22 protein-coding genes are annotated in these 22,366 nt (G+C 66.5%); 16 read left to right on the top strand and 6 right to left on the bottom strand.

Annotated elements, in window-relative coordinates; translation table 11 throughout:
• Position 1: 1 nt before the first annotated feature.
• Positions 2 to 568 carry a peroxiredoxin gene (locus tag ACE3OK_RS05885; RefSeq protein ID WP_374248620.1) on the bottom strand — a complete coding sequence of 189 codons (567 nt, stop codon included), beginning with the start codon at positions 566 to 568 and terminating at the stop codon, positions 2 to 4.
• Positions 569 to 654: 86 nt separating this feature from the next.
• Here ACE3OK_RS05885 and ACE3OK_RS05880 point away from each other — a divergent pair, with 86 nt between their 5' ends.
• Positions 655 to 921, top strand: coding sequence for a DksA/TraR family C4-type zinc finger protein (locus ACE3OK_RS05880; RefSeq protein ID WP_374248619.1), 267 nt, complete (start codon positions 655 to 657; stop codon positions 919 to 921).
• A 48-nt stretch (positions 922 to 969) separates the two neighbouring features.
• On the opposite strand, the gene ACE3OK_RS05875 is transcribed toward ACE3OK_RS05880, so the two are convergent.
• Positions 970 to 2,280, bottom strand: coding sequence for a hypothetical protein (locus ACE3OK_RS05875; protein ID WP_374248618.1), 1,311 nt, complete (start codon positions 2,278 to 2,280; stop codon positions 970 to 972).
• Positions 2,281 to 2,473: 193 nt separating this feature from the next.
• Here ACE3OK_RS05875 and ACE3OK_RS05870 point away from each other — a divergent pair, with 193 nt between their 5' ends.
• Entirely contained in the window at positions 2,474 to 4,186 is a 1,713-nt protein-coding gene (locus ACE3OK_RS05870; RefSeq protein WP_374248617.1) for a M1 family metallopeptidase, read from the top strand.
• Here the strand turns inward: ACE3OK_RS05870 and ACE3OK_RS05865 are convergent.
• Positions 4,132 to 5,379, bottom strand: a complete 1,248-nt coding sequence (locus ACE3OK_RS05865) for a TIGR03862 family flavoprotein (protein ID WP_374248616.1) — start codon at positions 5,377 to 5,379, stop codon at positions 4,132 to 4,134. The genes ACE3OK_RS05870 and ACE3OK_RS05865 overlap by 55 nt on opposite strands.
• Before the next feature lie 46 nt (positions 5,380 to 5,425).
• Between ACE3OK_RS05865 and ACE3OK_RS05860 the strand changes: the two genes are divergently transcribed.
• Both ACE3OK_RS05860 and ACE3OK_RS05855 read left to right on the top strand, forming a co-directional pair.
• Positions 5,426 to 6,178, top strand: a complete 753-nt coding sequence (locus ACE3OK_RS05860; RefSeq protein ID WP_374248615.1) for a sulfurtransferase — start codon at positions 5,426 to 5,428, stop codon at positions 6,176 to 6,178.
• A 30-nt stretch (positions 6,179 to 6,208) separates the two neighbouring features.
• A complete protein-coding gene (locus ACE3OK_RS05855; RefSeq protein WP_374248614.1) occupies positions 6,209 to 6,361 on the top strand; it encodes a hypothetical protein in 153 nt (50 codons plus the stop codon).
• Positions 6,362 to 6,367: 6 nt separating this feature from the next.
• Here ACE3OK_RS05855 and ACE3OK_RS05850 read toward each other — a convergent pair whose 3' ends face one another.
• The 3 genes from ACE3OK_RS05850 to ACE3OK_RS05840 form a co-directional block, all read right to left on the bottom strand.
• Positions 6,368 to 7,558 carry an NAD(P)/FAD-dependent oxidoreductase gene (locus ACE3OK_RS05850; RefSeq protein ID WP_374248613.1) on the bottom strand — a complete coding sequence of 397 codons (1,191 nt, stop codon included), beginning with the start codon at positions 7,556 to 7,558 and terminating at the stop codon, positions 6,368 to 6,370.
• Positions 7,555 to 8,310 carry a type 1 glutamine amidotransferase gene (locus ACE3OK_RS05845; RefSeq protein ID WP_374248612.1) on the bottom strand — a complete coding sequence of 252 codons (756 nt, stop codon included), beginning with the start codon at positions 8,308 to 8,310 and terminating at the stop codon, positions 7,555 to 7,557. The genes ACE3OK_RS05850 and ACE3OK_RS05845 overlap by 4 nt, the downstream gene beginning before the upstream one ends.
• A gap of 115 nt (positions 8,311 to 8,425) precedes the next feature.
• Positions 8,426 to 10,258 (bottom strand): DEAD/DEAH box helicase, encoded by a 1,833-nt coding sequence (locus tag ACE3OK_RS05840; RefSeq protein ID WP_374248611.1) that lies wholly within the window; start codon positions 10,256 to 10,258, stop codon positions 8,426 to 8,428.
• 302 nt (positions 10,259 to 10,560) lie between these two features.
• Here ACE3OK_RS05840 and ACE3OK_RS05835 point away from each other — a divergent pair, with 302 nt between their 5' ends.
• The 12 genes from ACE3OK_RS05835 to nuoL are packed head-to-tail and all read left to right on the top strand — an operon-like array spanning position 10,561 to position 22,358.
• Complete coding sequence (locus ACE3OK_RS05835) at positions 10,561 to 10,917, top strand: NADH-quinone oxidoreductase subunit A (RefSeq protein ID WP_374248610.1); 357 nt, start codon at positions 10,561 to 10,563, stop codon at positions 10,915 to 10,917.
• On the top strand, positions 10,914 to 11,504 hold the full coding sequence (locus tag ACE3OK_RS05830) for an NADH-quinone oxidoreductase subunit B family protein (protein ID WP_374248609.1): 591 nt from the start codon (positions 10,914 to 10,916) through the stop codon (positions 11,502 to 11,504). The genes ACE3OK_RS05835 and ACE3OK_RS05830 overlap by 4 nt, the downstream gene beginning before the upstream one ends.
• On the top strand, positions 11,501 to 12,262 hold the full coding sequence (locus ACE3OK_RS05825) for an NADH-quinone oxidoreductase subunit C (RefSeq protein ID WP_374248608.1): 762 nt from the start codon (positions 11,501 to 11,503) through the stop codon (positions 12,260 to 12,262). Before ACE3OK_RS05830 ends, ACE3OK_RS05825 begins: the two co-directional genes overlap by 4 nt.
• Positions 12,259 to 13,572, top strand: coding sequence for an NADH-quinone oxidoreductase subunit D (locus ACE3OK_RS05820; protein ID WP_374248607.1), 1,314 nt, complete (start codon positions 12,259 to 12,261; stop codon positions 13,570 to 13,572). Before ACE3OK_RS05825 ends, ACE3OK_RS05820 begins: the two co-directional genes overlap by 4 nt.
• Positions 13,569 to 14,096 (top strand): NADH-quinone oxidoreductase subunit NuoE, encoded by a 528-nt coding sequence (gene nuoE, locus ACE3OK_RS05815; protein ID WP_374248606.1) that lies wholly within the window; start codon positions 13,569 to 13,571, stop codon positions 14,094 to 14,096. The genes ACE3OK_RS05820 and nuoE overlap by 4 nt, the downstream gene beginning before the upstream one ends.
• Positions 14,096 to 15,463 (top strand): NADH-quinone oxidoreductase subunit NuoF, encoded by a 1,368-nt coding sequence (gene nuoF / locus ACE3OK_RS05810; RefSeq protein ID WP_374248605.1) that lies wholly within the window; start codon positions 14,096 to 14,098, stop codon positions 15,461 to 15,463. Before nuoE ends, nuoF begins: the two co-directional genes overlap by 1 nt.
• The gene (nuoG, locus tag ACE3OK_RS05805) at positions 15,460 to 17,694 is read left to right on the top strand and encodes an NADH-quinone oxidoreductase subunit NuoG (protein WP_374248604.1); all 2,235 of its coding nucleotides are present in this window, start codon (positions 15,460 to 15,462) and stop codon (positions 17,692 to 17,694) included. The genes nuoF and nuoG overlap by 4 nt, the downstream gene beginning before the upstream one ends.
• Positions 17,691 to 18,824 carry an NADH-quinone oxidoreductase subunit NuoH gene (gene nuoH, locus ACE3OK_RS05800; protein ID WP_374248603.1) on the top strand — a complete coding sequence of 378 codons (1,134 nt, stop codon included), beginning with the start codon at positions 17,691 to 17,693 and terminating at the stop codon, positions 18,822 to 18,824. Before nuoG ends, nuoH begins: the two co-directional genes overlap by 4 nt.
• Positions 18,821 to 19,312: an NADH-quinone oxidoreductase subunit NuoI gene (gene nuoI / locus ACE3OK_RS05795; protein WP_374248602.1), complete on the top strand. Its 492-nt coding sequence runs from the start codon at positions 18,821 to 18,823 to the stop codon at positions 19,310 to 19,312. The genes nuoH and nuoI overlap by 4 nt, the downstream gene beginning before the upstream one ends.
• Before the next feature lie 13 nt (positions 19,313 to 19,325).
• On the top strand, positions 19,326 to 19,967 hold the full coding sequence (locus tag ACE3OK_RS05790; protein ID WP_374248601.1) for an NADH-quinone oxidoreductase subunit J: 642 nt from the start codon (positions 19,326 to 19,328) through the stop codon (positions 19,965 to 19,967).
• On the top strand, positions 19,964 to 20,287 hold the full coding sequence (gene nuoK, locus ACE3OK_RS05785) for an NADH-quinone oxidoreductase subunit NuoK (RefSeq protein ID WP_374248600.1): 324 nt from the start codon (positions 19,964 to 19,966) through the stop codon (positions 20,285 to 20,287). Before ACE3OK_RS05790 ends, nuoK begins: the two co-directional genes overlap by 4 nt.
• Before the next feature lie 4 nt (positions 20,288 to 20,291).
• The gene (gene nuoL / locus ACE3OK_RS05780) at positions 20,292 to 22,358 is read left to right on the top strand and encodes an NADH-quinone oxidoreductase subunit L (protein ID WP_374248599.1); all 2,067 of its coding nucleotides are present in this window, start codon (positions 20,292 to 20,294) and stop codon (positions 22,356 to 22,358) included.
• Positions 22,359 to 22,366: the final 8 nt, after the last annotated feature.

Below are 22,366 nucleotides of genomic sequence, written 5' to 3'. Positions count from 1 at the left end.
CTCACTTGGCCGGGGCTGCCGGGTGCGTCATGGCCTGTACCGCATCCAGCATGTGCCTGACGTGCTGGTTGGGGTTCATGGCATCGAACTCGGCGGCGATGCGCCCGTCCTTGCCGATGAGGTAGGACGTGCGGCTGGCCCAGTCCGGCTTGAGGGCCAGGGTGGCGTCGTAGCTGCGCGCGATCCTGGCCCCGGGATCGGCGGCCACCGGGAATTTGCCGGCGCATTTCCCGGTGTCTTTCGAGAACTCCGCCAGCCGGTCGGTATTGCCGGCGGTCACGCCGATCACGCTGACACCCTGTGCCTTGAACTTGTCGGTGGCCTGCGAGAACGCGGCGGCCTCGGCATTGCAGCCCGGCGTGAAGGCGGCCGGGAAGAAGTACAGCACCACCGGACCTTTCGCCAATGCGGCCTGGAGGTCGAAGGTGAAGGGGGTGCCGGCAAGGAAGGCGGGCGCGGTGAAGGCCGGTGCCGTGGCACCGGGTTTCAGGGCGGCGTGGGCGACGTGCGGCAGGCTGCCGGCAAGCGCCAGCAGGCAGGAAGCAACGAGGGTGGACGAAGGGCGCATGGGGCTCCGGGGAAGGGTCGCGCAAGCGGGGATTGGATGCCGTATCGTGTTGCCGATACGTGAAGACGGGCAGTTTGGAGCCAGCCATGGCAACCGGGTGGGCCGGTGACGGCGCGGTGCAGGACCAGATCGATGCAACGGTGAACGATGCCATTGCGCGTGCACGCAGCCGGCTGCCCGTGGGGCCGGGCCGGGAGCGGTGCGAGGAATGCGATGCGGTGATTCCGGCGGCACGGCGCAAGGCGGTGCCGGGGGTGCGGCTGTGCGTGACGTGCCAGCAGATGCAGGATGCGCAGGCGGGCCGGGGGGGCGGCCACAACCGGCGCGGCAGCAAGGACAGCCAGCTGCGCTGAATTCAAAAAACAACGCCCGGCGTGCGGCCGGGCGTCGTGGCATCCGGGTCAGTGGATGCTGAAGGCGAGGATCATGCCGAGGATCGCCGGCAGGATCATCGCGCCGCCGCTTTGTGAATATCCGTACTGATAGCGGCCGTAGTAGCCGTCGCGATAGCCGCGTTCGAAGCCTTGGCGGAAGTAGTAGCGGTAGTCGTCGAAGCTCACGTAGTAGCCCGGGTACCCGAAACTGCCGTCGATGTAGCCGTAGTTGTTGCGGTAGTCGAAGCGCCAGCGGTCGTAGCGGTCGGCCTGGCCGGCGGACCAGCCCTCGCGATAGCCGTCGCGGATCGCCTGTTGCAGGATCTGCGCGCCGTAGCTGTTGGTGCTGTACCAGCGGCCGCCGTAGCTGTAACGGTAGTTGTACGGCGTGTAGAAGAACGGGTCGTTGTCATAGTCGAAGCGGTGCGTGCGCCAGCGTGCCTGCTCGGCCTGCCAACGGCGCCAGTAGTCGCGTTGGTAGCGGTACTGCGCATTGCGGCGGTCGTGTTCCAGGTCGCGGCTGTGGCGGTCCCAGTCGCCACGGCGGCGGTATTCATCGCGTTGCCACTGGGCCTGCTGGCGGCGTTGCTGCTCGATGCGGTGGTCCTGCTCGCCGCGCGGGATGCGGTCGTGGCGGTCACGGTTGTCGTCACGGTTGCCGCGCCAGTCGCGGTCGTCATTGCCACGGTTGCGCGCGGCATCGCGGTCCAGCGCCTGTTGCATCACCACCTGCTGGGGGCTGCGATGGCCAGTGTCCTGGCGGTCTTGCCCGCGCGGCATGTCGCGCTGCTGGTCGGCCATGCGCTGGCGCTCCATCTGCTGGCGTGCCTGCTCGCGCTGGTCTTGCTGGCGCTGCTGGTCGGCCATGCGTTGCTGTTCCATCTGCTGGCGTGCCTGCTCGCGCTGGTCCTGCTGGCGCTGCTGGTCGGCCATGCGTTGGCGCTCCATCTGCTGGCGTGCCTGCTCGCGCTGGTCCTGCTGGCGTTGCTGGTCGGCCATGCGCTGCTGTTCCATTTGTTGGCGTGCCTGTTCGCCCCAGTTTTCGCGGCGGCCATCGTCATTGCCGCGTTGCGGGCGCTGGAAGCGTTCAGGCGGTTCCACCCGTGCCGGCGGCGGGGATTCGCGGCGTGGCGCGACCACGGCCTCTTCGCGCGGACGGTTGCCACGGTTGCCGGCATCTTCGTCCTGGCGGCGCTCGGCCGCAGGCTGGCGTTGCCAGCGTTCGTGGCGTGGGTTGCCGTCCTGGGCGATGGCAAGGGTGGGCAGCAGGGTGCCCAGGGCCAGCAACGCACCCAGCAGGGTGCGGGACAGCGGGGGGGTGGCAGGCATGCGGTTCATCTCTCGTCTCCCCGGGCGCGAGCCATTCGCGCCCTCACGTGCAGTTAGCGGCTTGCGGCATGAATCGATGCTGATATTTCCACGTTTCTGGCATGGCGGCTGGCATGCATTCAGGTTCCCGGGCATGACCAACGACAGTCACCCGCAGGGCGCGACCGTGCGATGGTAGCGGCCAGCCATCGAGGAGATTGCCATGCGTCCTTTCCGCAGCCTGCTGGTGCTGGCCTTGGCTGGCGCGGCCAGCATGGCCCACGCCCAACAGCCCGAGCTCACCGCCACCACCCAGGCCACCGGCCTGCCGCGCACGCCGGAGCAACGGGCCACCACCCTGGAACTGGCCGATCTTGCCTTCAAGGTCGATCCCGCACGGCAATCGCTGGAGGGCGATGCCACTTTGCACCTGCGCCTGTCCGCGCCGGTTTCGCAACTGGTGCTGGACCTGGATCGCAACTATGCGGTGCGGCAGGTCAGCGTGGACGGCAAGCCGGCGCGTTGGCAGAACCCGGAAGGGCGGATGACCATCGCGCTGGACACCCCGCTGCCGGCAGGCCGGCAGGCGGTGGTGCGCATCCGCTATGCCGGCCATCCACACGTGGCGGAGAAGGCACCGTGGAATGGAGGCATCGTCTGGGCCAAAGCCCCCACCGGCGAGCCGTGGGTGGCCACCGCGGTGCAGGGCGAGGGCTGCGACCTGCTGTGGCCCTGCATCGATCACCCGATGGGCAAGCCGTTGCAGGTCATCCAGCACATCACCGTGCCCGCGCCGTTGGTGGCCGCCAGCAATGGCGTGGAAACCGGCATGAGCGAGCACGATGGATGGCGCACCTACAACTGGCGGGCGAAGCTGCCGGACACCTATGCCATCGCGCTCAACATCGGCCCGTATGAAGTGCTGAAGGCGGAGTACAAAAGCCGCTACGGCAACACCATTCCGCTGCGCTTCTGGTATCTGAAGGGCAACAAGGCCAAGGCCGAGGGCCTGTTCGCCGAGTTCGCGCCGATGCTGGACTTCTTCGAGGAAGTGATCGGCCCGTACCCGTTTGCCGACGAGAAGATGGGCGTGGTCGAAACCCCGCATCTGGGCATGGAGCACCAGACCATCAATGCCTACGGCAACGACTACAAGAAAGCGGAGACCGGCTACGACTGGCTGCTGCAGCACGAGTTCGCCCACGAGTGGTTCGGCAACCAGCTGACCAACGTCGACTGGGACGATTTCTGGCTGCACGAAGGCTACGGCACCTACATGCAGCCGCTGTATCTGCAATGGCTGCGCGGTGACATGGAATACATGGCGGCGCTGATGAAGATGCGCACCACGCTGATGTTGAAGCACCCCATCGTGACCGGCCACGGCATGACCGAAAAGGACGTTTCCGACGCCAGCCGCGGCCCCGGCAACGACGTGTATTACAAAGGCGCGTTGATGCTGCACACCCTGCGCGGGCTGGTCGGTGATGCTGCGTTCTTCAAGGCCACCCGCGAACTGGTGTACGGCACCGACGCGCCCAGGCCGGGCAACTTCAAGCCGCGTTATGCCTCCACCAACGACTTCATCGAACTGATCAACCGCGAAACCGGCAAGGACTACGGCTGGTTCTTCGATGTCTACCTGCGTTCGGTGCAATTGCCGGATCTGCTGGCCCATCGCAACGGCGACACGCTGGAACTGCGCTGGAAAACCGAAGGCGACAAACCGTTCCCGATGCCGGTGCAGGTGCGCGTGGGGCAGCGCGTGGTGGAGGTGCCGATGGTGGGCGGAAGTGGGCAGGTGGCCCTGGCGGCGGGCGAGAGTTTCACCCTGGATCCGCATTCGAAGGTGCTGCGTGCGCTGCCGTGGGTGGTGGACTATCAGCGCGATGCCGCGGAGCGGGCGAAAGCGGCGGCGGCACGGCCGGCGCGGTAGCCGCTGGCAAAACAGGCGGTGAGCAGATAGCCGCCGGTCGGTGCTTCCCAGTCCAGCATCTCGCCGGCGCAGAACACGCCGGGATGCTGGCGCAGCATCAAGCCGTCGTCCAGCGCTTGCAGGCGCACGCCGCCGGCGCTGGAAATGCATTCGGCCAGCGGGCGCGGGCGCAGCAGGCGCAATGGCAGGCGCTTGAGCACGGTGGCGATGCGGGCCGGGTCCTGCTGCGCATCCTTGGGCAACACCTCGAACAGCAGCGCCGCCTTGGCCGCGTCGAGGCCGGCTTGCCGGCGCAGGTGTTCGCCGAGGCTGCGGCCCTTGCGCGGTTTCGACAGGTCGGCCTGCAGACGCGCAAGGTCGCGGCCGGGCACCAGATCCAGGTGCAGCACCACCGCGCCATCGCGGGTGATGGCCTCGCGCAGGTCGGCGGCGATGGCATAGATCAGGCTGCCTTCGATGCCGGTTTCGGTGAGCACGCACTCGCCTTGCAGCGCCTGTTCATGGCCCGCGGCAGTGTGCCAATGGGCGATGACCGGCTTGAGTGGCGCGCCGGCATGCCTGGTGGCCAGATGCGTGCTCCAGCCGATGTCGAAGCCGCAATTGGCCGGTTGCAGCGGGGCGATGTCGATGCCGTGGGTGGCCAGCAGCCGCACCCAGGCCCCATCGGTGCCGAGCTGCGGCCAACTGCCGCCGCCCAGCGCCAGCACCACTGCATCGGCGGCCACGGTGGCCTCGCCCATCGGCGTGGCGAAGCGCAGCGCACCGCTGGCGTCCCAACCCAGCCAGCGATGCTGCACATGGCACTGCACCCCGGATTCCTTCAGTCGCCGTACCCACGCGCGCAGCAGCGGCGCGGCCTTGCGGTCGAGCGGGAACACCCGTCCGGAGCTGCCGACGTAGGTGTCCACGCCCAGCCCGCGCGCCCAGTCGCGCAGCGCGTCGGCGTCGAAGGCGTCCAGCCAGCGCCCGACCTCGCCGGCACGTTCGCGGTAGCGCGCATCGAAACCCGGGCGGGCCTCGCCATGGGTCAGGTTCAAACCGCCCTTGCCGGCGATCAGGAACTTGCGCCCCATCGAGCTTTGCGCTTCGAACACGTGAACATCGATGCCGGCCGCGCGCGCGGTTTCGGCGGCCATCAGGCCGGCAGGGCCGCCGCCGATGATGGCAAGCGTGGGGCGGTGGGGTGCGGACATCCGCGCATGATCCCATGCCCGTGCGTGCGACGATTAGAATGCAGCGATGATTTTGAACATCGCCGCCTACCTGTTCGTTCCCATCGATGATGCCGATGCCCTGGCCGGGCGCCTGCGCGCGCGTGCCGCTGCCGATGGCCTGCGCGGCAGCATGCTGGTGACGCCGGAAGGGCTGAACCTGTTTCTTGCCGCGGAACAGGCAACCCTGCGCGGCTTCCTGGACTGGCTGCGCGAAGACCCGCGGTTCGCCACCCTGCATGCCAAGGAAAGCTGGAGCGAGGCGGTGCCGTTCAAGCGCCTGCGGGTGAAGCGCAAGGCCGAGATCATCACCTTCCGGCGCAGCCGGTCCTCGCCGCTGGAAGTGGGCGCGCGCGCGCCGGTGGTGACGCCGGAGACCTTGGCACGCTGGATCGGGCAGGGCCATGACGATGCCGGCAAGCGGCTGGTGTTGCTGGATACGCGCAACCGGCAGGAAGTGGCCTACGGCACGTTCGCCGGTGCGCTGACCTTGCCGATCGACAAGTTCACCGAACTGCCGGCGGCGCTGGAGGAGCACCGCGAGGCCCTGCGTGACGCCACCGTGGTCAGCTTCTGCACCGGTGGGGTGCGTTGCGAAAAGGCCGCGCTGTGGTTGCGCCAGGACGGCTGGGACAACCTGCTGCAACTGGACGACGGCATCCTGGGCTATTTCGAGCAGGCCGGCGGCGCGGGCTATGAAGGCGGCTGCTTCGTGTTCGACGAACGGGTGGCGCTGAGCCCGGCTCTGCGTCCACTGGTCGATGGTGGCGGCATCGCCTAAGCTGCCGGCTGTTTCCGTGGGCGAACCTGCATGAGTTGGGTCGGAATTCTGGTGCTGGCGGTGGCGATCTACGCCGCCATCAAGGTCGTGGGCGCGTTGTTCAAGGCCGCGCTGTGGGTGGGCATCCTGCTGTTCGCGTGGTGGTATTTCGGGCCGCGCCTCGGCATCCCGTTTCTGTTCTGAGGTGTGTCAGGCGGCGAGCGCGGCACCTGCCGCGTGGCCGCTGGCCCAGGCCCACTGGAAGTTGTAGCCCCCCAGCCAGCCGCTGACATCCACCACTTCACCCACGAAATACAGCCCCGGCAGGGTCTTGGACATCATCGTGGTGGAGGACAGGCCATCGGTGTCCACGCCGCCCAGCGTCACCTCCGCGGTGCGATAGCCTTCGGTGCCACTGGCCACCAGCGGCCAGTCGCGCAGCAGCGCGGCGATCGCCTGCAATTCCGGCGTGGTGTACTGGCGCAGTGGCTTGCTGGTCAGCCAGTGCTCGCACAGCCGCTGGGCGAAGCGCTTGGGCAGCACCTCCGCCAGCAGCGTTTTCAACTCGGCATCGCGCCGCGAGTGCTGCCAGTCGCGCAGCAGCGCACCGGCGTCCTGCCCGGGCAGCAGGTCCAGCCGCAGGTCGTCGCCCGGTTGCCAGTAGTTGGAGATCTGCAGGATCGCCGGGCCGCTGATGCCGCGGTGGGTCACCAGCAGGAAGTTGCGGAAGGCCATCTCGTTGCAGCGCGCCTCCACCGGCAGCGCCACGCCGGCCAGGTCGTGCAGCCGCTCGGCGTGCTTGCCGGTCAGCGTCAGCGGCACCAGCCCGGCACGGGTGGGCAGCACGGCATGGCCGAATTGCTGCGCCAATTGGTAGCCGAAGCCCGATGCGCCCATGCTGGGGATCGACAGCCCGCCGCTGGCTACCACCAATGCCGGTGCGCTGAACGTGCCTTGCACGGTGCGCAGGCGGAACTGGCCGGCATCGGTGTGTTCGACCTGTTCGATGCTGCAATGGGTGCGGATCTCGACCCCGGCGGCCGCGCATTCGGCCAGCAGCATCGCCACGATCTGCTTGCTGGAATCGTCGCAGAACAACTGCCCGAGTTCCTTCTCGTGGTACGCGATGCCGTGGCGTTCCACCAGCTCGATGAAATGCCAGGGCGTGTAGCGTGCCAGCGCCGATTTGCAGAAATGCGGGTTGGCTGAAAGGTAGTTGGCGGGCGTGGTGCCGGTATTGGTGAAATTGCAGCGGCCACCGCCCGACATCAAGATTTTTTTGCCCACTTTATTGGCGTGGTCCAGCACCAGCACGCGCAGGCCGCGCGCACCGGCGGTCTGCGCGCACATCAGCCCGGCGGCACCGGCACCGATGATGATGGCGTCGAAGGACGTGTTCACACCCACTCGCGCGAGGGCAGGGTGTGGCGGCGCTGCGGGCGGCCGACCAGATCCAGGAAATTGTTGAACACGCCGTCGGCCTGCGCCTGCATGGCGGCGATGTGCTGCCGCGTCTGCCTGCGGATGGCATCGGCGTCGTGCGGCAGGCCGGCATCGGCCAACTCCTCGCGGTAGGCGGGCGTGGCCAGCCAGCGTTCGACCAGACGCTCGTCCATTTCCAGGTGGAACTGGAAACCGTAGGCGTTGTCGCCGTAGCGGAACGCCTGCTGTTCGCAGTCGGCGCTGCGTGCCAGGTGCATCGCGCCGTGCGGGATGTCGAAGCGGCAGCCGTGCCACTGGAACACCGGCGTGGTGGCGGCCAGCGGCGCCAGCACCGGATCGGCCTGGCCGGCCTCGGTCTTGTGCAGCGGGTACCAGCCGATCTCCGGCACCTTGTTGCGCGGTACCGACGCGCCCAGCACGTGTGCCAGCAACTGTGCGCCCAGACAGATGCCCAGCACCGGCTTGCCCTGCGCCAGCATCGCCTCGATGGCGCGGGCTTCGTTGCGCAAGTGCGCGCGCTGCGGCGCTTCGTCCACGTTCATCGGCCCGCCCAACACAATCAGGCCGCGGTAGCGGTCGACGTTGAGCTGCGCGTCCGGGTGGCGTTCGAAATTTTTGAAACGGATGCGGTGGCCGCGCCGGCGAATCAAGGGATCAAGCGTGCCCAAAGGCTCGGCGGCAACGTGCTGGAAGACGAGGAGGCGAGACATGGGGGAACTATGCCAAACGTGCAGCCGGTTGCGATATGCGGGTTGTTTTGCCGGTCATGCCGATAGCAAGCCCTCCCCATCAAGGGGAGGGTTGGGAGGGGGGATTCCCACTGCCTCAGCGCGGGCCGCGCGGCTTGAATCCGCCGGGCTTGTGGCCACCCGGCTTGAACCCGCCGGGCTTGAACCCGCCCGGTTTGCGCGGCCCACCCGGGCGCTCGCCGTCGCGCGGCGGGCCGAAGCTGCGCTTGCGCTTGGGTGCGTCGATGTCGGCGGCGCTGGCCACCTTCATCCGCAACGGCTTGCTGGCCACCCGTACCTGCTGCAGGTGTTCCAGCAATTCCGGCGGCATGCCGTCGGGCAGGTCCACCAGGGTGTAGTCGTCGCGGATGTCGATGCGGCCGATGTAGCGGCTTTCCAGGTCGGCCTCGTTGGCGATCGCGCCGACGATATGCCCCGGCTGTGCGCCGTGCTGGTGGCCCACTTCGATCCGGTAGGTCTGCATGCCCACTTCCGGTGTGCCGTGTTCGCGCGGGGTGCGTTCGCGCGGTTCGCGCTGCGGACGTTCGCTGCGCTCGCGCACGGGGCGTGCCTGGGCGGGCTCGAACGCGCGTTCCGGCACCACCGGCTTCGGCAGCAGCAGCGGTGTCTTGCCTTGCACCAGCTTGGCCAGTGCCGCCGCGATTTCCACCGCCGGCACGTTGCGTTCCTGCTCGAAACGTTCCACCAGGTCGCGGAACACCGACAGGCCATCGCTGCCCAATGCGCCATCGATCTTGTCGAGGAATTTGGCCACCCGGCGCTCGTTCACCGCATCCACGCTGGGCAGGTTCATCTGCTCGATCTTCTGCCGGGTGGCGCGTTCGATCGCCCCCAGCATGCCGCGCTCGCGCGGAGCCACGAACAGGATGGCTTCGCCCTTGCGCCCGGCGCGGCCGGTGCGGCCGATGCGGTGCACGTAGCTTTCGGTGTCGTAGGGGATGTCGTAGTTCAGCACGTGGCTGATGCGATCCACGTCCAGCCCGCGGGCGGCCACGTCGGTGGCCACCAGCACGTCGATCTGGCCGTCCTTCAGGCGCTGGATGGTGCGCTCGCGGGTCTTCTGCTCCACGTCGCCGTTGATCGCCGCCGCGCTGAAGCCGCGCGCTGCCAGCTTTTCGGCCAGCTCGTCGGTGCCCAGCTTGGTGCGGGCGAAGATGATCATGGCGTCGAACGGCTCGGCCTCCATGATCCGGGTCAGCGCGTCCAGCTTGTTGATGCCGCTGACCATCCAGAACCGCTGGCGGATGTTCTCGGCGGTGGAGGTCTGCGATTTGATCGCGATCTCCACCGGATCTTTCAGGTAAGTCTGGGCGATGCGCTTGATCTGCACCGGCATGGTGGCCGAAAACAGCGCCACCTGGCGGGTCTCGGGGGTCTTCTTCAGCACCGCCTCGACATCGTCGATGAAGCCCATCCGCAGCATTTCGTCGGCTTCGTCCAGCACCAGCATGCGCAGCTGCGAGAGGTCCAGCGAGCCGCGTTCCAGATGGTCGATCACCCGGCCCGGGGTGCCCACCACCACGTGCACGCCGCGCTTGAGCGCGGACAGTTGCGGCATGTAGCTCTGGCCACCGTAGATCGGCAGCACCTGGAAGCCGGGGATGTGGTGGGCGTATTTCTGGAACGCCTCGGCCACCTGGATGGCCAGTTCGCGGGTGGGGGCCAGTACCAGGACCTGCGGTTTGCCGGGGCTGGCGTCCAGCCGTGCCAGCGCGGGCAGGGCGAAGGCGGCGGTCTTGCCGGTGCCGGTCTGGGCCTGGCCCAGCAGATCGCGGCCTTGCAGCAGCGGCGGGATGGTGGCGGCCTGGATGGGGCTGGGGGTCTCGTAGCCCACTTCGCGCAAGGCGGTCAGCAGTGTCTGCGGCAGGCCGAGATCGGAAAACGAAAGGGGTGCGGTATCGCCGCTCATGGTGCCTCTGGGCGGGATCGCCGGAAGAAATGGAGACATAGTGTACGCGCCTGCCGCTGAGTCGGCGCTCGACCACGGGAGATGCCAGGATTTGCCCGGGTATTTGGCAGTCGGGGGCGGGTTAAAGTGGCCACTTCGGATGCGAACGATTCTTGGCAACGCCCGAATCGTGGAATTCCCCGTGATTTTCACGTCATTCGTGCATCACAAGGTCTGGCCGTTGCCATGCATCGCCGGTTAGAATGCGCGGCTGTAGCGAGCGGCCTTGTGCGTACTCGCCCCCACAGAAGACCGAGGCACGCGTGCTGGCCGAATACCTGCCCACTCTGCTGTTTCTGATCGTCGCCACCGGGATCGGCATCGCGCTGATCGTCATTGGCAACGTGATCGGCCCCAAGCGGCCGTCCGCTGAAAAGCTCTCGCCGTACGAATGCGGCTTCGGTGCGTTCGAGAACGCGCGCATGCCGTTCGACGTGCGCTACTACCTGGTCGCGATCCTGTTCATCGTGTTCGACCTGGAAATCGCCTTCGTCTTCCCCTGGGCCGTGGTGTTCCGCGAGCTGAGGGTGTTCGGCCTGATCGAAATGGGCGTGTTCCTCACGCTGCTGGTGATCGGCTTCGTGTACGTGTGGAAGCGCGGCGCGCTGGAGTGGGAATGAGCAATATCGTCCAATCAGTACTGGAAGCCGCCAGCAACCCGCTGCCGGAAGGGCGGCTGGACGACATCCTGCGCCCCGAGGGTGACAACCCGCTGCTGCAGAACGGCTACGTCACCACCAGCATGGATGCGTTGTGGAACTGGGCGCGCACCGGCTCGATGTGGCCGATGACCTTCGGCCTGGCCTGCTGCGCGGTGGAAATGATGCACGCCGGTGCGGCGCGCCTGGACCTCGACCGCTATGGCGTGGTGTTCCGCCCGTCGCCGCGCCAGTCCGACGTGATGATCGTGGCCGGCACGCTGGTCAACAAGATGGCCCCGGCGCTGCGCAAGGTCTACGACCAGATGCCCGACCCGAAGTGGGTGATCTCGATGGGCAGCTGCGCCAACGGCGGCGGCTACTACCACTATTCGTATTCGGTGGTGCGCGGCTGCGACCGCGTGGTGCCGGTGGACGTGTACGTGCCGGGTTGCCCGCCCACCGCCGAGGCGCTGGTGTACGGCATCCTGCAGCTGCAGAAGAAAATCCGCAGGCTTGAGCAGAACCCGTTCTCGAAGACGCCGAAGCCGGAGGGCGCGCGCGCATGAGCACGCAGCTGGTCGAACAACTGGTGGCCCGCTTCGGCGAGGCGGCCGTGCAGGTGGCGCAACCGCGTGGCGAAGTCACGCTGGAAGTCGCCGCCGGTGAATGGCTGTCCGCCTGCAAGGTGCTGCGCGACAGCCTCGGTTTCGATACCTTCATCGACCTGTGCGGGGTGGATTACCTCGGCCACGGCAGCGATGAGTGGGATACCGTCGGCGTGTCGTCGCAAGGGTTCTCGCGCGGCGTCGAAGGGCAGGGCATGGGCCGCTTCGCCTGGGGCGAGACTCCCAGCCATGAAGTGACCGCCACCAACCTGCCGGAGCAGGACGTGCGCGCCAGCCGTCGTTTCGCGGTGGCCCTGCACCTGCTGTCCATCGGTCGCAACCTGCGCCTGCGCGTGCGTTGCTACGCCCCCGACGACGGCTTGCCGGTGGTGGCGTCCGTCACCGGCCTGTGGCCCGGCGCGAACTGGTTCGAGCGCGAGGCGTTCGACCTGTACGGCATCATTTTCGAAGGCCATCCGGACCTGCGCCGGATCCTGACCGACTACGGTTTCGTGGGGCATCCGTTCCGCAAGGACTTCCCGCTGATCGGCAATGTGGAAGTGCGCTACGACGAGGAGAAGAAGCGCGTGGTGTATGAGCCCGTCACCAGCGTCGAGCCGCGCGTGGGCGTGGCCCGCGTGATCCGCGACGACGCCCGCCTGGCCACCGCCGAGGCGGAGCGCGCCAATCGCATCCTCAGCCGCGAGGTGCGTCGATGAGTGCCCTGCATGGCAATCCGGGCAGCGACGCGTTCGCCAGCAACCCGGCGGAAGCGCAACAGGAAATCCGCAACTACACGCTGAACTTCGGCCCGCAGCACCCGGCCGCGCACGGCGTGCTGCGTCTGATCCTGGAAATGGATGGCGAAGTGGTGCGCCGCGCCGACCCGCACGTCGGCCTGCTGCATCGCGGCACCGAGAAACTTGCCGAATCCAAGCCGTTCAACCAGTCGATTCCGTACATGGATCGGCTGGACTACTGCTCGATGATGTGCAACGAGCACGCCTACGTGCTGGCCATCGAGAACCTGCTGGGCGTGCAGGCACCGGAACGCGCGCAGTGGATCCGCACGCTGTTCGACGAAATCACCCGCATCCTCAATCACCTGATGTGGGTGGGCAGCAACGGGCTCGACCTCGGTGCGATGGCGGTGTTCCTGTACGCCTTCCGCGAGCGCGAAGAGCTGATGGACTGCTACGAAGCGGTGTCCGGCGCGCGCATGCACGCGGCCTACTACCGTCCCGGTGGCGTCTACCGCGACCTGCCGGCGGTGATGCCGAAGTACAAGGAATCGCCGTGGCGCAAGGGCGGCAAGCTCAAGCGTTTCAACGACGCCCGCGAAGGCTCGCTGCTGGATTACCTGGAACAGTTCACCAAGGACTTCCCGGGGCGCGTGGACGAATACGAAACCCTGCTGACCGACAACCGCATCTGGAAGCAGCGTACCGTCGGCATTGGCGTGGTCACGCCGGAACAGGCCAAGGCCTGGGGCATGAGCGGCGCGATGCTGCGCGGTTCCGGCATCGAGTGGGACCTGCGCAAGAAGCAGCCGTACGCCAAGTACGCCGAAGTGGATTTCGACATCCCGGTCGGCGTCAACGGCGACTGCTACGACCGCTACCTGGTGCGCATGGCGGAAATGCGCCAGTCCAACCGCATCATCGCCCAGTGCGTGAAGTGGCTGCGTGACAATCCCGGCCCGGTGATGCTGAACAATTACAAGGTGGCACCGCCGTCGCGCGGGGAAATGAAGCACAGCATGGAAGCGCTGATCCACCACTTCAAGCTGTTCTCCGAAGGCTATTGCGTACCGGCCGGCGAGACCTACGCGGCGGTGGAAGCGCCGAAGGGCGAATTCGGCTGCTACCTGGTCAGTGACGGCGCCAACAAGCCGTTCCGCGTGCACCTGCGCGCACCGGGCTTCGCGCATCTGTCGTCGATGGATGAAATCACCAAGGGACACATGCTGTCCGACGTCGTGGCCATGATCGGCACTTACGACATCGTGTTCGGCGAGGTTGACCGATGAAAGCAACTGGCAATTTCGAAGCCTGCCGCAACGTCGATCCGATGGCGGCACTGTCGGATGCGACGCGCGCGCAAATCGACCACTGGCTGACCAAGTTCCCGCCGGAGCGCAAGCGTTCCGCCGTGCTGCAGGGCCTGTACGCGGCGCAGGAACAGAACGGCGGCTGGCTGACCGACGAGCTGATCGCGGCGGTGGCCAAGTACCTGGACCTGCCCCCCGTGTGGGCCTACGAGGTGGCCAGCTTCTACTCGATGTTCGAGACCAGGAAAGTGGGCCGCAACAACGTGGCGTTCTGCACCAACATCAGCTGCTGGCTCAACGGCGCACAGGAACTGGTGGCGCACGCCGAGCAGAAGCTGGGTTGCAAGCTGGGCGAGTCCTCCGCCGACGGCCGCGTGTACCTGAAGAAGGAAGAAGAATGCGTGGCCGCCTGCTGCGGCGCGCCGGTGGTCGTGATCAACGGCCATTACCACGAAAAGCTCACCCCCGCGAAGGTGGACGAGCTGCTGGACGGGCTGAAGTGATGGGCGGGCACACGCACTATTCGGAAGGTTACGGTCCCGTCGGCCCCGCGCCGAAGGAACATCAGGCCGTCTACACCACGCTGCATTTCGACAAGCCGTGGTCGTACGAGAACTACCTGAAGACCGGCGGCTACCAGGCGCTGCGCAAGGTGCTGACCGAGAAGATCCCGCCGGCCGACATCATCGAGCTGGTCAAGGCCTCGGGCCTGCGCGGACGCGGCGGCGCGGGCTTCCCGACCGGCCTGAAGTGGAGCTTCATGCCGAAGCACGACGGCGAGAAGTACATCCTGTGCAACTCGGATGAGTCCGAGCCGGGCACCTGCAAGGACCGCGACATCCTGCGCTACAACCCGCACGCGGTGATCGAGGGCCTGGCCATCGCCTGCTACGCCACCAACACCAGGGTGGCCTACAACTACATGCGCGGCGAGTTCCACCACGAGCCCTTCGAGCACATCGAAGAGGCGCTGGCGGAAGCCTACAAGCACGGCTGGCTGGGCAAGGACATCCTCGGCAGCGGCATCGACATCGACATCCACAACGCGCTCGGCGCGGGCGCCTACATCTGCGGCGAAGAAACCGCGCTGATGGAGTCGCTGGAAGGCAAGAAGGGCCAGCCGCGCTACAAGCCGCCGTTCCCGGCCAACTTCGGCCTGTACGGCAAGCCGACCACGATCAACAACACCGAGACCTATGCCTCGGTGCCGGCGATCGTGCGCAACGGCCCCGAGTGGTTCATGGCGCTGGGCAAACCCAACAACGGCGGCTGCAAGATTTTCTCGGTGTCCGGCCACGTGGCCAATCCGGGCAACCACGAAATCCGCCTGGGTACCCCGTTCGCCGAGCTGCTGGACATGTGCGGAGGGATCCGCAAGGGCCACAACATCAAGGCGGTGATTCCCGGTGGTTCGTCGATGCCGGTGCTGCCGGGCGAGGTGATGATGGGCCTGACGATGGACTACGACGCGATCCAGAAGGCCGGTTCCGGCCTCGGCTCCGGCGCGGTCATCGTGATGGACGAGACCACCTGCATGGTGCGCGCCTGCCAGCGCATCAGCCAGTTCTACAAGGCCGAAAGCTGCGGCCAGTGCACCCCGTGCCGCGAAGGCACCGGCTGGATGCACCGCATGCTGACCCGCATCGCGGATCTGGAAGCCAGCATGGACGACCTGCACATGCTGCGCGCCACCGCCGGGCAGATCGAAGGCCACACCATCTGCGCCTTCGGCGAAGCCGCGGCGTGGCCGGTGCAGGGCTTCCTGCGCCATTTCTGGCATGAATTCGAATACGCCATCGTGAACAAGCGCTTCTACGTCGACGACGAACGCGCCGGCACGCTGGTCCAGGCTGAAAAGGTGGTTGCGTGAGCGCACAACCCGTCAATCCGAACCTGCCGCCGGATCACGTCACCGTCTTCATCGACGGCGTCGAACTGGCCGCGCCCAAGGGCTCGATGATCATCCAGGCTGCCGACAAGGCCGGCATCCCGATCCCGCGCTTCTGCTATCACGAGAAGCTGCCGATCGCCGCCAATTGCCGCATGTGCATGGTCGATACCGAGGTCGGCGGCCGTGCGGCGCCGAAGCCGTCGCCGGCCTGCGCCACGCCGGTGATGGACGGCATGAAGATCTTCACGCGCAACGACAAGGCGCTGAAGGCGCAGCGCAACGTGATGGAATTCCTGCTCATCAACCACCCGCTGGACTGCCCCGTCTGTGACCAGGGTGGCGAGTGCGAATTGCAGGATCTGGCGCTGGGTTATGGCCGTTCGGTCAACCGCTTCGTCGAGCGCAAGCGCACCGTGGCCGACGAGGACATGGGCCCGTTGGTGGCCAGCGAGATGACGCGCTGCATCCACTGCACCCGCTGCGTGCGCGTGACCGCGGAAATCGCCGGCACCTACGAGCTGGGCGGCATGTATCGCGGCGAGAACCTGCAGATCGGCACCTTCGACGGCAAGCCGCTGACCACCGAATTGTCCGGCAACGTCATCGACGTCTGCCCGGTGGGCGCGCTGACCAACAAGGTGTTCCGCTTCAAGGCGCGCCCGTGGGAACTGACCGCGAGGCCGTCGCTGGGCTACCACGATGCGCTGGGCAGCAACCTGTTCCACCACGTCCGCCGTGGCGAGTTGATGCGCAGCGTGCCGCGCGACAACGACGCGGTGAACGAATGCTGGCTGTCCGACCGCGACCGCTACGCCCACGAGGGCCTGGTGGCCGATGATCGCGCCGGCGTGCCGCTGGTGCGCGATGGTGAAGGCTTCCGTGAGGTTTCCTGGGAAGAAGCGCTGGCCACGGCCGCGCGGATCCTGAAGGACAACGCCGGGGACGACCTGGGCGTGCTGGTGCATCCGGCCACCTCGAACGAGGAGGGCGCATTGCTGCAGCGCCTTGCCAGCGGCCTCGGCTGCGGCAACCTCGACCACCGCATCGGCCAGCTCGACCTGTCCGACGGTGCCGCTGCGGATGCGTTCGGCATGCCGGTGGCGGAGATCGAACAGGCCGATGCCATCGTCATCGTTGGCTCCAATGTGCGCCATGAGGTGCCGCTGCTGCACCAGCGCATCCGCAAGGCGTTCAAGCGTGGCGCGAAGATCCACGTGGTCAATCCGGTGGATTTCGATTTCACCTTCAGCCTTGCTTCCAAGGCCATCGTGCCACCTTCGCAGCTGGCCGCTGCCCTGGCCAGCGTCGATGTCGGCGACACCGGCAACGTCGCCGTGATCGTCGGTGGCGTGGCGGAGAACGGCCCGCATGCCGCTGCCATCCGCAAGGCGGCTGCCGACTTCGCCAGCGCGAAGAACGCCAAGCTGTGCCGCATTCCGCAGGGTGCCAACGCGCTGGGGTTGGCCCGCCACGGCGTGCTGCCGACCGCGCGTGACGCGCAGTCGATGCTGCGTCAGCCGCGCAAGGCCTACGTGATCTACGGCATCGAGCCGGGCCTTGATTTCGCCGACCAGCCGCTTGCGCTCAAGGCACTGGGCGGCGCGCAGGTGGTGGCGTTCAGCCAGTTCGCCTGCCAATCCACCCGTGCCGTTGCCGATGTGATCCTGCCGATCGGCGCGCTGCCGGAAGTCGACGCCACCCTGACCAACCTCGACGGCATCGCCCAGCAGGCACAGGCCGCCAGCAAGCTGCCGGGGTCGGCGCATGCGGGTTGGCGTCTGTTGCGCGCACTGGGCGGGGACATGCAGCTGACCGGTTTCGAATTCACCGATCTTGCCGGGCTGCGCGCCGGCCTTGCACCCAAGGCGGTGCAGGTGGCCAAGGGCGCGGCAGTCGCCGTGGCCGGCAATGGCCTGGAAGTGGCCGTCTCGCAGGCGATCTACCGCGTGGATGCCGTGGTGCGCCGCTGCCATGCCTTGCAAGCCCATCCCCTCAATGCCGGTCCGCACGCCTCGCTGCATCCGACGGATGCGGCCGCCGCCGGGGTTGCTGACGGCGCGATGGCGAAGTTCGCCACGGCCGCCGGTGCCGCCACCTTGCAAGTGCTGATCGATGGCCGCGTGGCCCCGGGCAGCGTGTGGATCGAGTCCGGTTACGCCGCCACCGCGCCGTTGCTGGCGGCGGCCAAGCTGGAGGTTGCGCGCGCATGAGCCTCGCCATCGACACCCTGCTGGGGAATCCGCTGATGCAATACGCCATCGACCCGCTGCGCGAGTTGGTGCTGTCGTTCGGTACGCTCGGCCTGCTGGCCTGGATCGTGCTGAAAATCCTCGTGGTGGCCGTGCCGGTGATCGTGGCGGTGGCCTTCTACGTGGTGTGGGAGCGCAAGCTGATCGGCTGGATGCACGTGCGTCACGGCCCGATGTACGTGGGCTGGGGCATCCTGCAAGCCTTTGCCGACGTGTTCAAGCTGCTGTTCAAGGAAGTGGTGCAGCCCACCGTGGCGCATCCGGTGCTGTATCGCCTGGCGCCGATGCTGGCGCTGGTGCCGGCCTTCGCGGCATGGGCGGTGGTGCCGTTCGGCGCGAAGATGGCGGTTTCCAATGCCAACGCGGGTCTGCTGTACCTGCTGGCGATGACCTCGTTGGGCATCTACGGCGTGATCATCGCCGGTTGGGCTTCGAACTCGAAGTACGCGTTCCTCGGTGCCATGCGCGCCTCGGCACAGATGATCAGCTACGAAATCGCGATGGGGTTCTCGCTGGTGGGCGTGCTGATCGCCGCCGGCAGTCTGAACCTGACCGAGATCGTGATGGTGCAGGGCGGCAAGGGCTTCCTCGGGTGGTTCTTCATCCCGCTGGCACCGCTGTTCGTGGTGTATTTCATCTCCGGCGTGGCCGAGACCAACCGCGCGCCGTTCGACGTGGTGGAAGGCGAATCGGAAATCGTCGCCGGCCACATGGTGGAATATTCCGGTTCGCAGTTCGCGCTGTTCTTCCTCGCCGAATACGCCAACATGATCCTGGTCAGCTTCCTGACCTCGATCTTCTTCCTCGGCGGCTGGCTCAGCCCGATCGGTGGCTGGCTGGACTTCGGTGACGTGCACTGGCTGGTCAACTGGATCTGGCAAGGCGGCTGGCCATGGCTGCTGGCCAAGGTGTTCTTCTTCGCCACCTGCTTCATCTGGTTCCGCGCCGCGTTCCCGCGCTACCGCTACGACCAGATCATGCGGTTGGGCTGGAAGGTGTTCATCCCGATCACCATCGCCTGGATCTTCGTGACCGCGCTGCTGGTGTACTTCGGCGTGATCGGCGGCAACGCGATGGGAGCGGTGGCATGAGCAAGGTGGTGTCCTACTTCAAGAGCCTGCTGCTGCTGGAGCTGCTGGGCGGCCTGTGGCTGACCTTGAAATACCTGTTCCGCCCGAAGTACACGCTGATGTACCCGATGGAAAAGACCCCGCAGTCGCCGCGCTTCCGTGGCGTGCATGCGTTGCGCCGCTATGCCAACGGCGAGGAGCGCTGCATTGCCTGCAAGCTGTGCGAAGCGGTGTGCCCGGCGCTGGCGATCACCATCGAGGCCGGCCCGCGTGCGGACGACGGCACCCGCCGCACCACCCGCTACGAGATCGACCTGTTCAAGTGCATTTTCTGCGGGTTCTGCGAGGAGTCCTGCCCCACCGACTCCATCGTCGAAACCCACATCCACGAATACCACTTCGACAAGCGCGAACAGAGCGTGTTGACCAAGCCGAAGCTGCTGGCCATCGGCGACCGCCTCGAAGCGGAAATCGCCGAACGTCGCGCCGCCGACGCACCGTACCGTTGAGGCAGACCTGAGCATGGACTTCGATTTCCAATCCCTTGCCTTCCTCGGCTTCGCGGCAATCGCCGCGGCCGCGGCACTGGCGGCGATCACCGCGCGCAATGCGGTGCATGCCGTGCTGTACCTGGTGCTGACGTTCTTCTCGGTGGCCTGCACCTGGATCACCGGCGGCGTGGAATTCCTCGGCATCGCGCTGGTGCTGGTCTACGTCGGCGCGGTGATGGTGCTGTTCCTGTTCGTGGTGATGATGCTGGACATGGACAAGGCGCCGCTGCGTCAGGGCTACGTGCGCTATCTGCCGGTGGGCTTGGTGGTGGCAGTGCTGATGCTGGTGCAGATGCTGGCCCTGATCGGTGTCCGCAGCGCCGCGCAGGCCCCGCTGGCCGACAACGCCGCAGTGGCCACCGACATTCCCAACATCACCTGGCTGGCACGCGCGCTGTTCACCGACTTCATGCTGCCGTTCGAAGTGGCGGCGGTGATCCTGACCGTGGCGGTGGTGGCGGCGGTCATGCTGACCCTGCGCCGTCGTCCGGGCGCCAAGCACCAGAACCCGGCCGAACAGGTTCGGGTGAAGGCCGCCGACCGCGTGCGGATGGTGAAGATGCAGGCGGCGGTACCGGCCGCGCAGGCCAAGCCGGAAGAGGGCGCGCAATGAACGACATCCTGTCCGCCCTGACCTTGGGCCACTACCTCACGCTGGGCGCAGTGCTGTTCTGCATCAGCGTGGCCGGACTGTTCCTGAACCGCAAGAACGTGATCATGTTGCTGGTCTCGCTGGAGCTGATGCTGCTGTCGGTGAACATCAACTTCGTCGCCTTCTCGCGCTCGCTGGGCGATGCCGCCGGCCAGGTGTTCGTGTTCTTCATCCTCACCGTCGCCGCTGCCGAGGCCGCCATCGGCCTGGCCATCCTGGTGACCTTGTTCCGCAACCGCCGCAGTATTGATGTTGCGGATATCGATACGTTGAAGGGCTGACCTGATGGCTTCGGCAATCCTGATCTCCAAGACCCAACTCGTGCTGGTGGTGCTGCTGCCGCTGCTCGGCAGCATCCTGGCCGGCCTGTTCGGCCGCCGGATCGGCCGCGCCGGCGCGCACACCGTCACCATCCTCGGCGTGGCCGCCAGCTGTGCGCTGTCGGTGCACGTGCTGTGGCAGCTGTTGCAGGGTGCGGCACCGTTCAACGAGAACCTCTACACCTGGCTGCAAACCGGCGGCATTTCGGTCAACGTCGGCTTCCTGGTGGACAAGCTGACCGCGATGATGATGGTGGTGGTCACCTTCGTGTCGCTGCTGGTGCACATCTACACCATCGGCTACATGGCCGAGGATGACGGCTACCAGCGCTTCTTCAGCTACATCTCGCTGTTCACCTTCAGCATGCTGATGCTGGTGATGAGCAACAACTTCATGCAGCTGTTCTTCGGCTGGGAAGCGGTGGGCCTGGTGTCGTACCTGCTGATCGGCTTCTGGTACAAGAAGCCCACCGCGGTGTTCGCTAACCTCAAGGCGTTCCTGGTCAACCGCGTCGGCGACTTCGGCTTCCTGCTGGGCATTTCCGGCGTGCTGTACTGGATCGGCACGTTGGACTACGCCACCGCATTCGCCAATGCCGGCGTGATCAAGGATGCCAGCGTGCAGATCCTGCCGGGTCATGCCTGGGCGGTGCCGACGGTCATCTGCATCTGCCTGTTCATCGGTGCCATGGGCAAGTCGGCGCAGGTGCCGCTGCACGTGTGGCTGCCCGATTCGATGGAAGGCCCGACCCCGATTTCGGCATTGATCCACGCCGCGACCATGGTGACCGCGGGCATCTTCATGGTGGCGCGCATGTCGCCGCTGTTCGAGTTGTCGCAGACCGCGCTCAACTTCATCCTGTTCATTGGCGCGACCACCGCCTTCTGGACCGGCCTGATCGGCATGGTGCAGAACGACATCAAGCGCGTGGTGGCGTACTCCACGCTGTCGCAGCTGGGCTACATGACGGTGGCGCTGGGCGTGTCCGCCTACTCGGCGGCGGTCTACCACCTGATGACCCATGCCTTCTTCAAGGCGCTGCTGTTCCTGGGTGCCGGCTCGGTCATCATCGGCATGCACCACGAACAGGACATGCGCAAGATGGGTGGCCTGCGCAAGTACATGCCGGTGACCCATCTCACCATGTGGGTGGGCACGCTGGCGCTGGTCGGCACGCCGTTCTTCAGCGGCTTCTACTCGAAGGACACCATCATCGAGGCCGCCGCGCACCACGCGCACGAGACCGGTGGCTGGGTCGCGCAGTACGCCAACTGGGCGGTGCTGCTGGGCGCCTTCGTGACCAGCTTCTACAGCTTCCGCCTGCTGTACCTGACGTTCTTCGGCAAGGAACGCTTCAAGGATGCGCACGGCCACGGCCATGACGCGCACCACGATGCACATCACGACGACCATGGCCATGGCACGCATGCTCCGCACGAGTCGCCGTGGGTGGTGACGTTGCCGCTGGTGCTGCTGGCGATCCCGTCGGTGCTGGTGGGCTTCTTCACCGTCGGCCCGATGCTGTTCGGCACCGATGTGCTGGGCCATGCCAGGCAGGTGCCGTTCTTCGAGGGCGCGATCCAGGTGCTGGAGGGCAATGACGTGGTGGCCAAGCTGGCCGAGGAGTTCCACGGCCCCATTGCATTTGCGCTGCACGGCTTCATGGCGCCGGCGTTCTGGTTGGCATTCGCCGGCTTCGCGCTGGCCACGCTGTTGTACCTGGTCAAGCCGGAGCTGCGCACGGGCATCACCCGTGTGCTGGCTGCACCGATCCGCTTGCTGGAACGCAAGTACTACATGGATGACCTGTGGATCGGTGGCTTTGCCGGCGGCAGCCTGAAGATCGGCAAGGCCTCAAGCTCGATCGACAGCGGTCTGATCGATGGTGCCGTGAATGGCAGCGTCAAATTGGTGGGCGTGGTGGCGGCGCTGGCCCGCAAGGTGCAGACCGGCTACCTCTACCACTATGCCTTCGCAATGATTCTGGGTTTGGTCGCGCTGCTGGCGATGGCCAAGTACTACTGGCTCTGAGCCGGTAC

The sequence above is a fragment of the Thermomonas sp. genome (assembly GCF_041905325.1).
In the GTDB taxonomy this organism is placed as follows: domain Bacteria; phylum Pseudomonadota; class Gammaproteobacteria; order Xanthomonadales; family Xanthomonadaceae; genus Thermomonas.
The sequence above is the reverse complement of the archived record's forward strand: the minus strand, read 5'-3'. Positions and strand labels throughout refer to the sequence as shown.

Coding starts and splice junctions, on each gene's coding strand:
- ACE3OK_RS05880 (WP_374248619.1), top strand. CDS start 655: ATGGCAACCGGGTGGGCCGGTGACGGCGCGGTGCAGGACCAGATCGAT.
- ACE3OK_RS05820 (WP_374248607.1), top strand. CDS start 12,259: ATGAGTGCCCTGCATGGCAATCCGGGCAGCGACGCGTTCGCCAGCAAC.
- nuoE (WP_374248606.1), top strand. CDS start 13,569: ATGAAAGCAACTGGCAATTTCGAAGCCTGCCGCAACGTCGATCCGATG.
- ACE3OK_RS05875 (WP_374248618.1), bottom strand. CDS start 2,280: ATGAACCGCATGCCTGCCACCCCCCCGCTGTCCCGCACCCTGCTGGGT.
- ACE3OK_RS05855 (WP_374248614.1), top strand. CDS start 6,209: ATGAGTTGGGTCGGAATTCTGGTGCTGGCGGTGGCGATCTACGCCGCC.
- ACE3OK_RS05870 (WP_374248617.1), top strand. CDS start 2,474: ATGCGTCCTTTCCGCAGCCTGCTGGTGCTGGCCTTGGCTGGCGCGGCC.
- ACE3OK_RS05860 (WP_374248615.1), top strand. CDS start 5,426: ATGATTTTGAACATCGCCGCCTACCTGTTCGTTCCCATCGATGATGCC.
- ACE3OK_RS05830 (WP_374248609.1), top strand. CDS start 10,914: ATGAGCAATATCGTCCAATCAGTACTGGAAGCCGCCAGCAACCCGCTG.
- ACE3OK_RS05825 (WP_374248608.1), top strand. CDS start 11,501: ATGAGCACGCAGCTGGTCGAACAACTGGTGGCCCGCTTCGGCGAGGCG.
- nuoF (WP_374248605.1), top strand. CDS start 14,096: ATGGGCGGGCACACGCACTATTCGGAAGGTTACGGTCCCGTCGGCCCC.
- ACE3OK_RS05865 (WP_374248616.1), bottom strand. CDS start 5,379: ATGTCCGCACCCCACCGCCCCACGCTTGCCATCATCGGCGGCGGCCCT.
- ACE3OK_RS05840 (WP_374248611.1), bottom strand. CDS start 10,258: ATGAGCGGCGATACCGCACCCCTTTCGTTTTCCGATCTCGGCCTGCCG.
- nuoI (WP_374248602.1), top strand. CDS start 18,821: ATGAGCAAGGTGGTGTCCTACTTCAAGAGCCTGCTGCTGCTGGAGCTG.
- nuoL (WP_374248599.1), top strand. CDS start 20,292: ATGGCTTCGGCAATCCTGATCTCCAAGACCCAACTCGTGCTGGTGGTG.
- ACE3OK_RS05790 (WP_374248601.1), top strand. CDS start 19,326: ATGGACTTCGATTTCCAATCCCTTGCCTTCCTCGGCTTCGCGGCAATC.
- nuoK (WP_374248600.1), top strand. CDS start 19,964: ATGAACGACATCCTGTCCGCCCTGACCTTGGGCCACTACCTCACGCTG.
- ACE3OK_RS05845 (WP_374248612.1), bottom strand. CDS start 8,310: ATGTCTCGCCTCCTCGTCTTCCAGCACGTTGCCGCCGAGCCTTTGGGC.
- nuoH (WP_374248603.1), top strand. CDS start 17,691: ATGAGCCTCGCCATCGACACCCTGCTGGGGAATCCGCTGATGCAATAC.
- ACE3OK_RS05885 (WP_374248620.1), bottom strand. CDS start 568: ATGCGCCCTTCGTCCACCCTCGTTGCTTCCTGCCTGCTGGCGCTTGCC.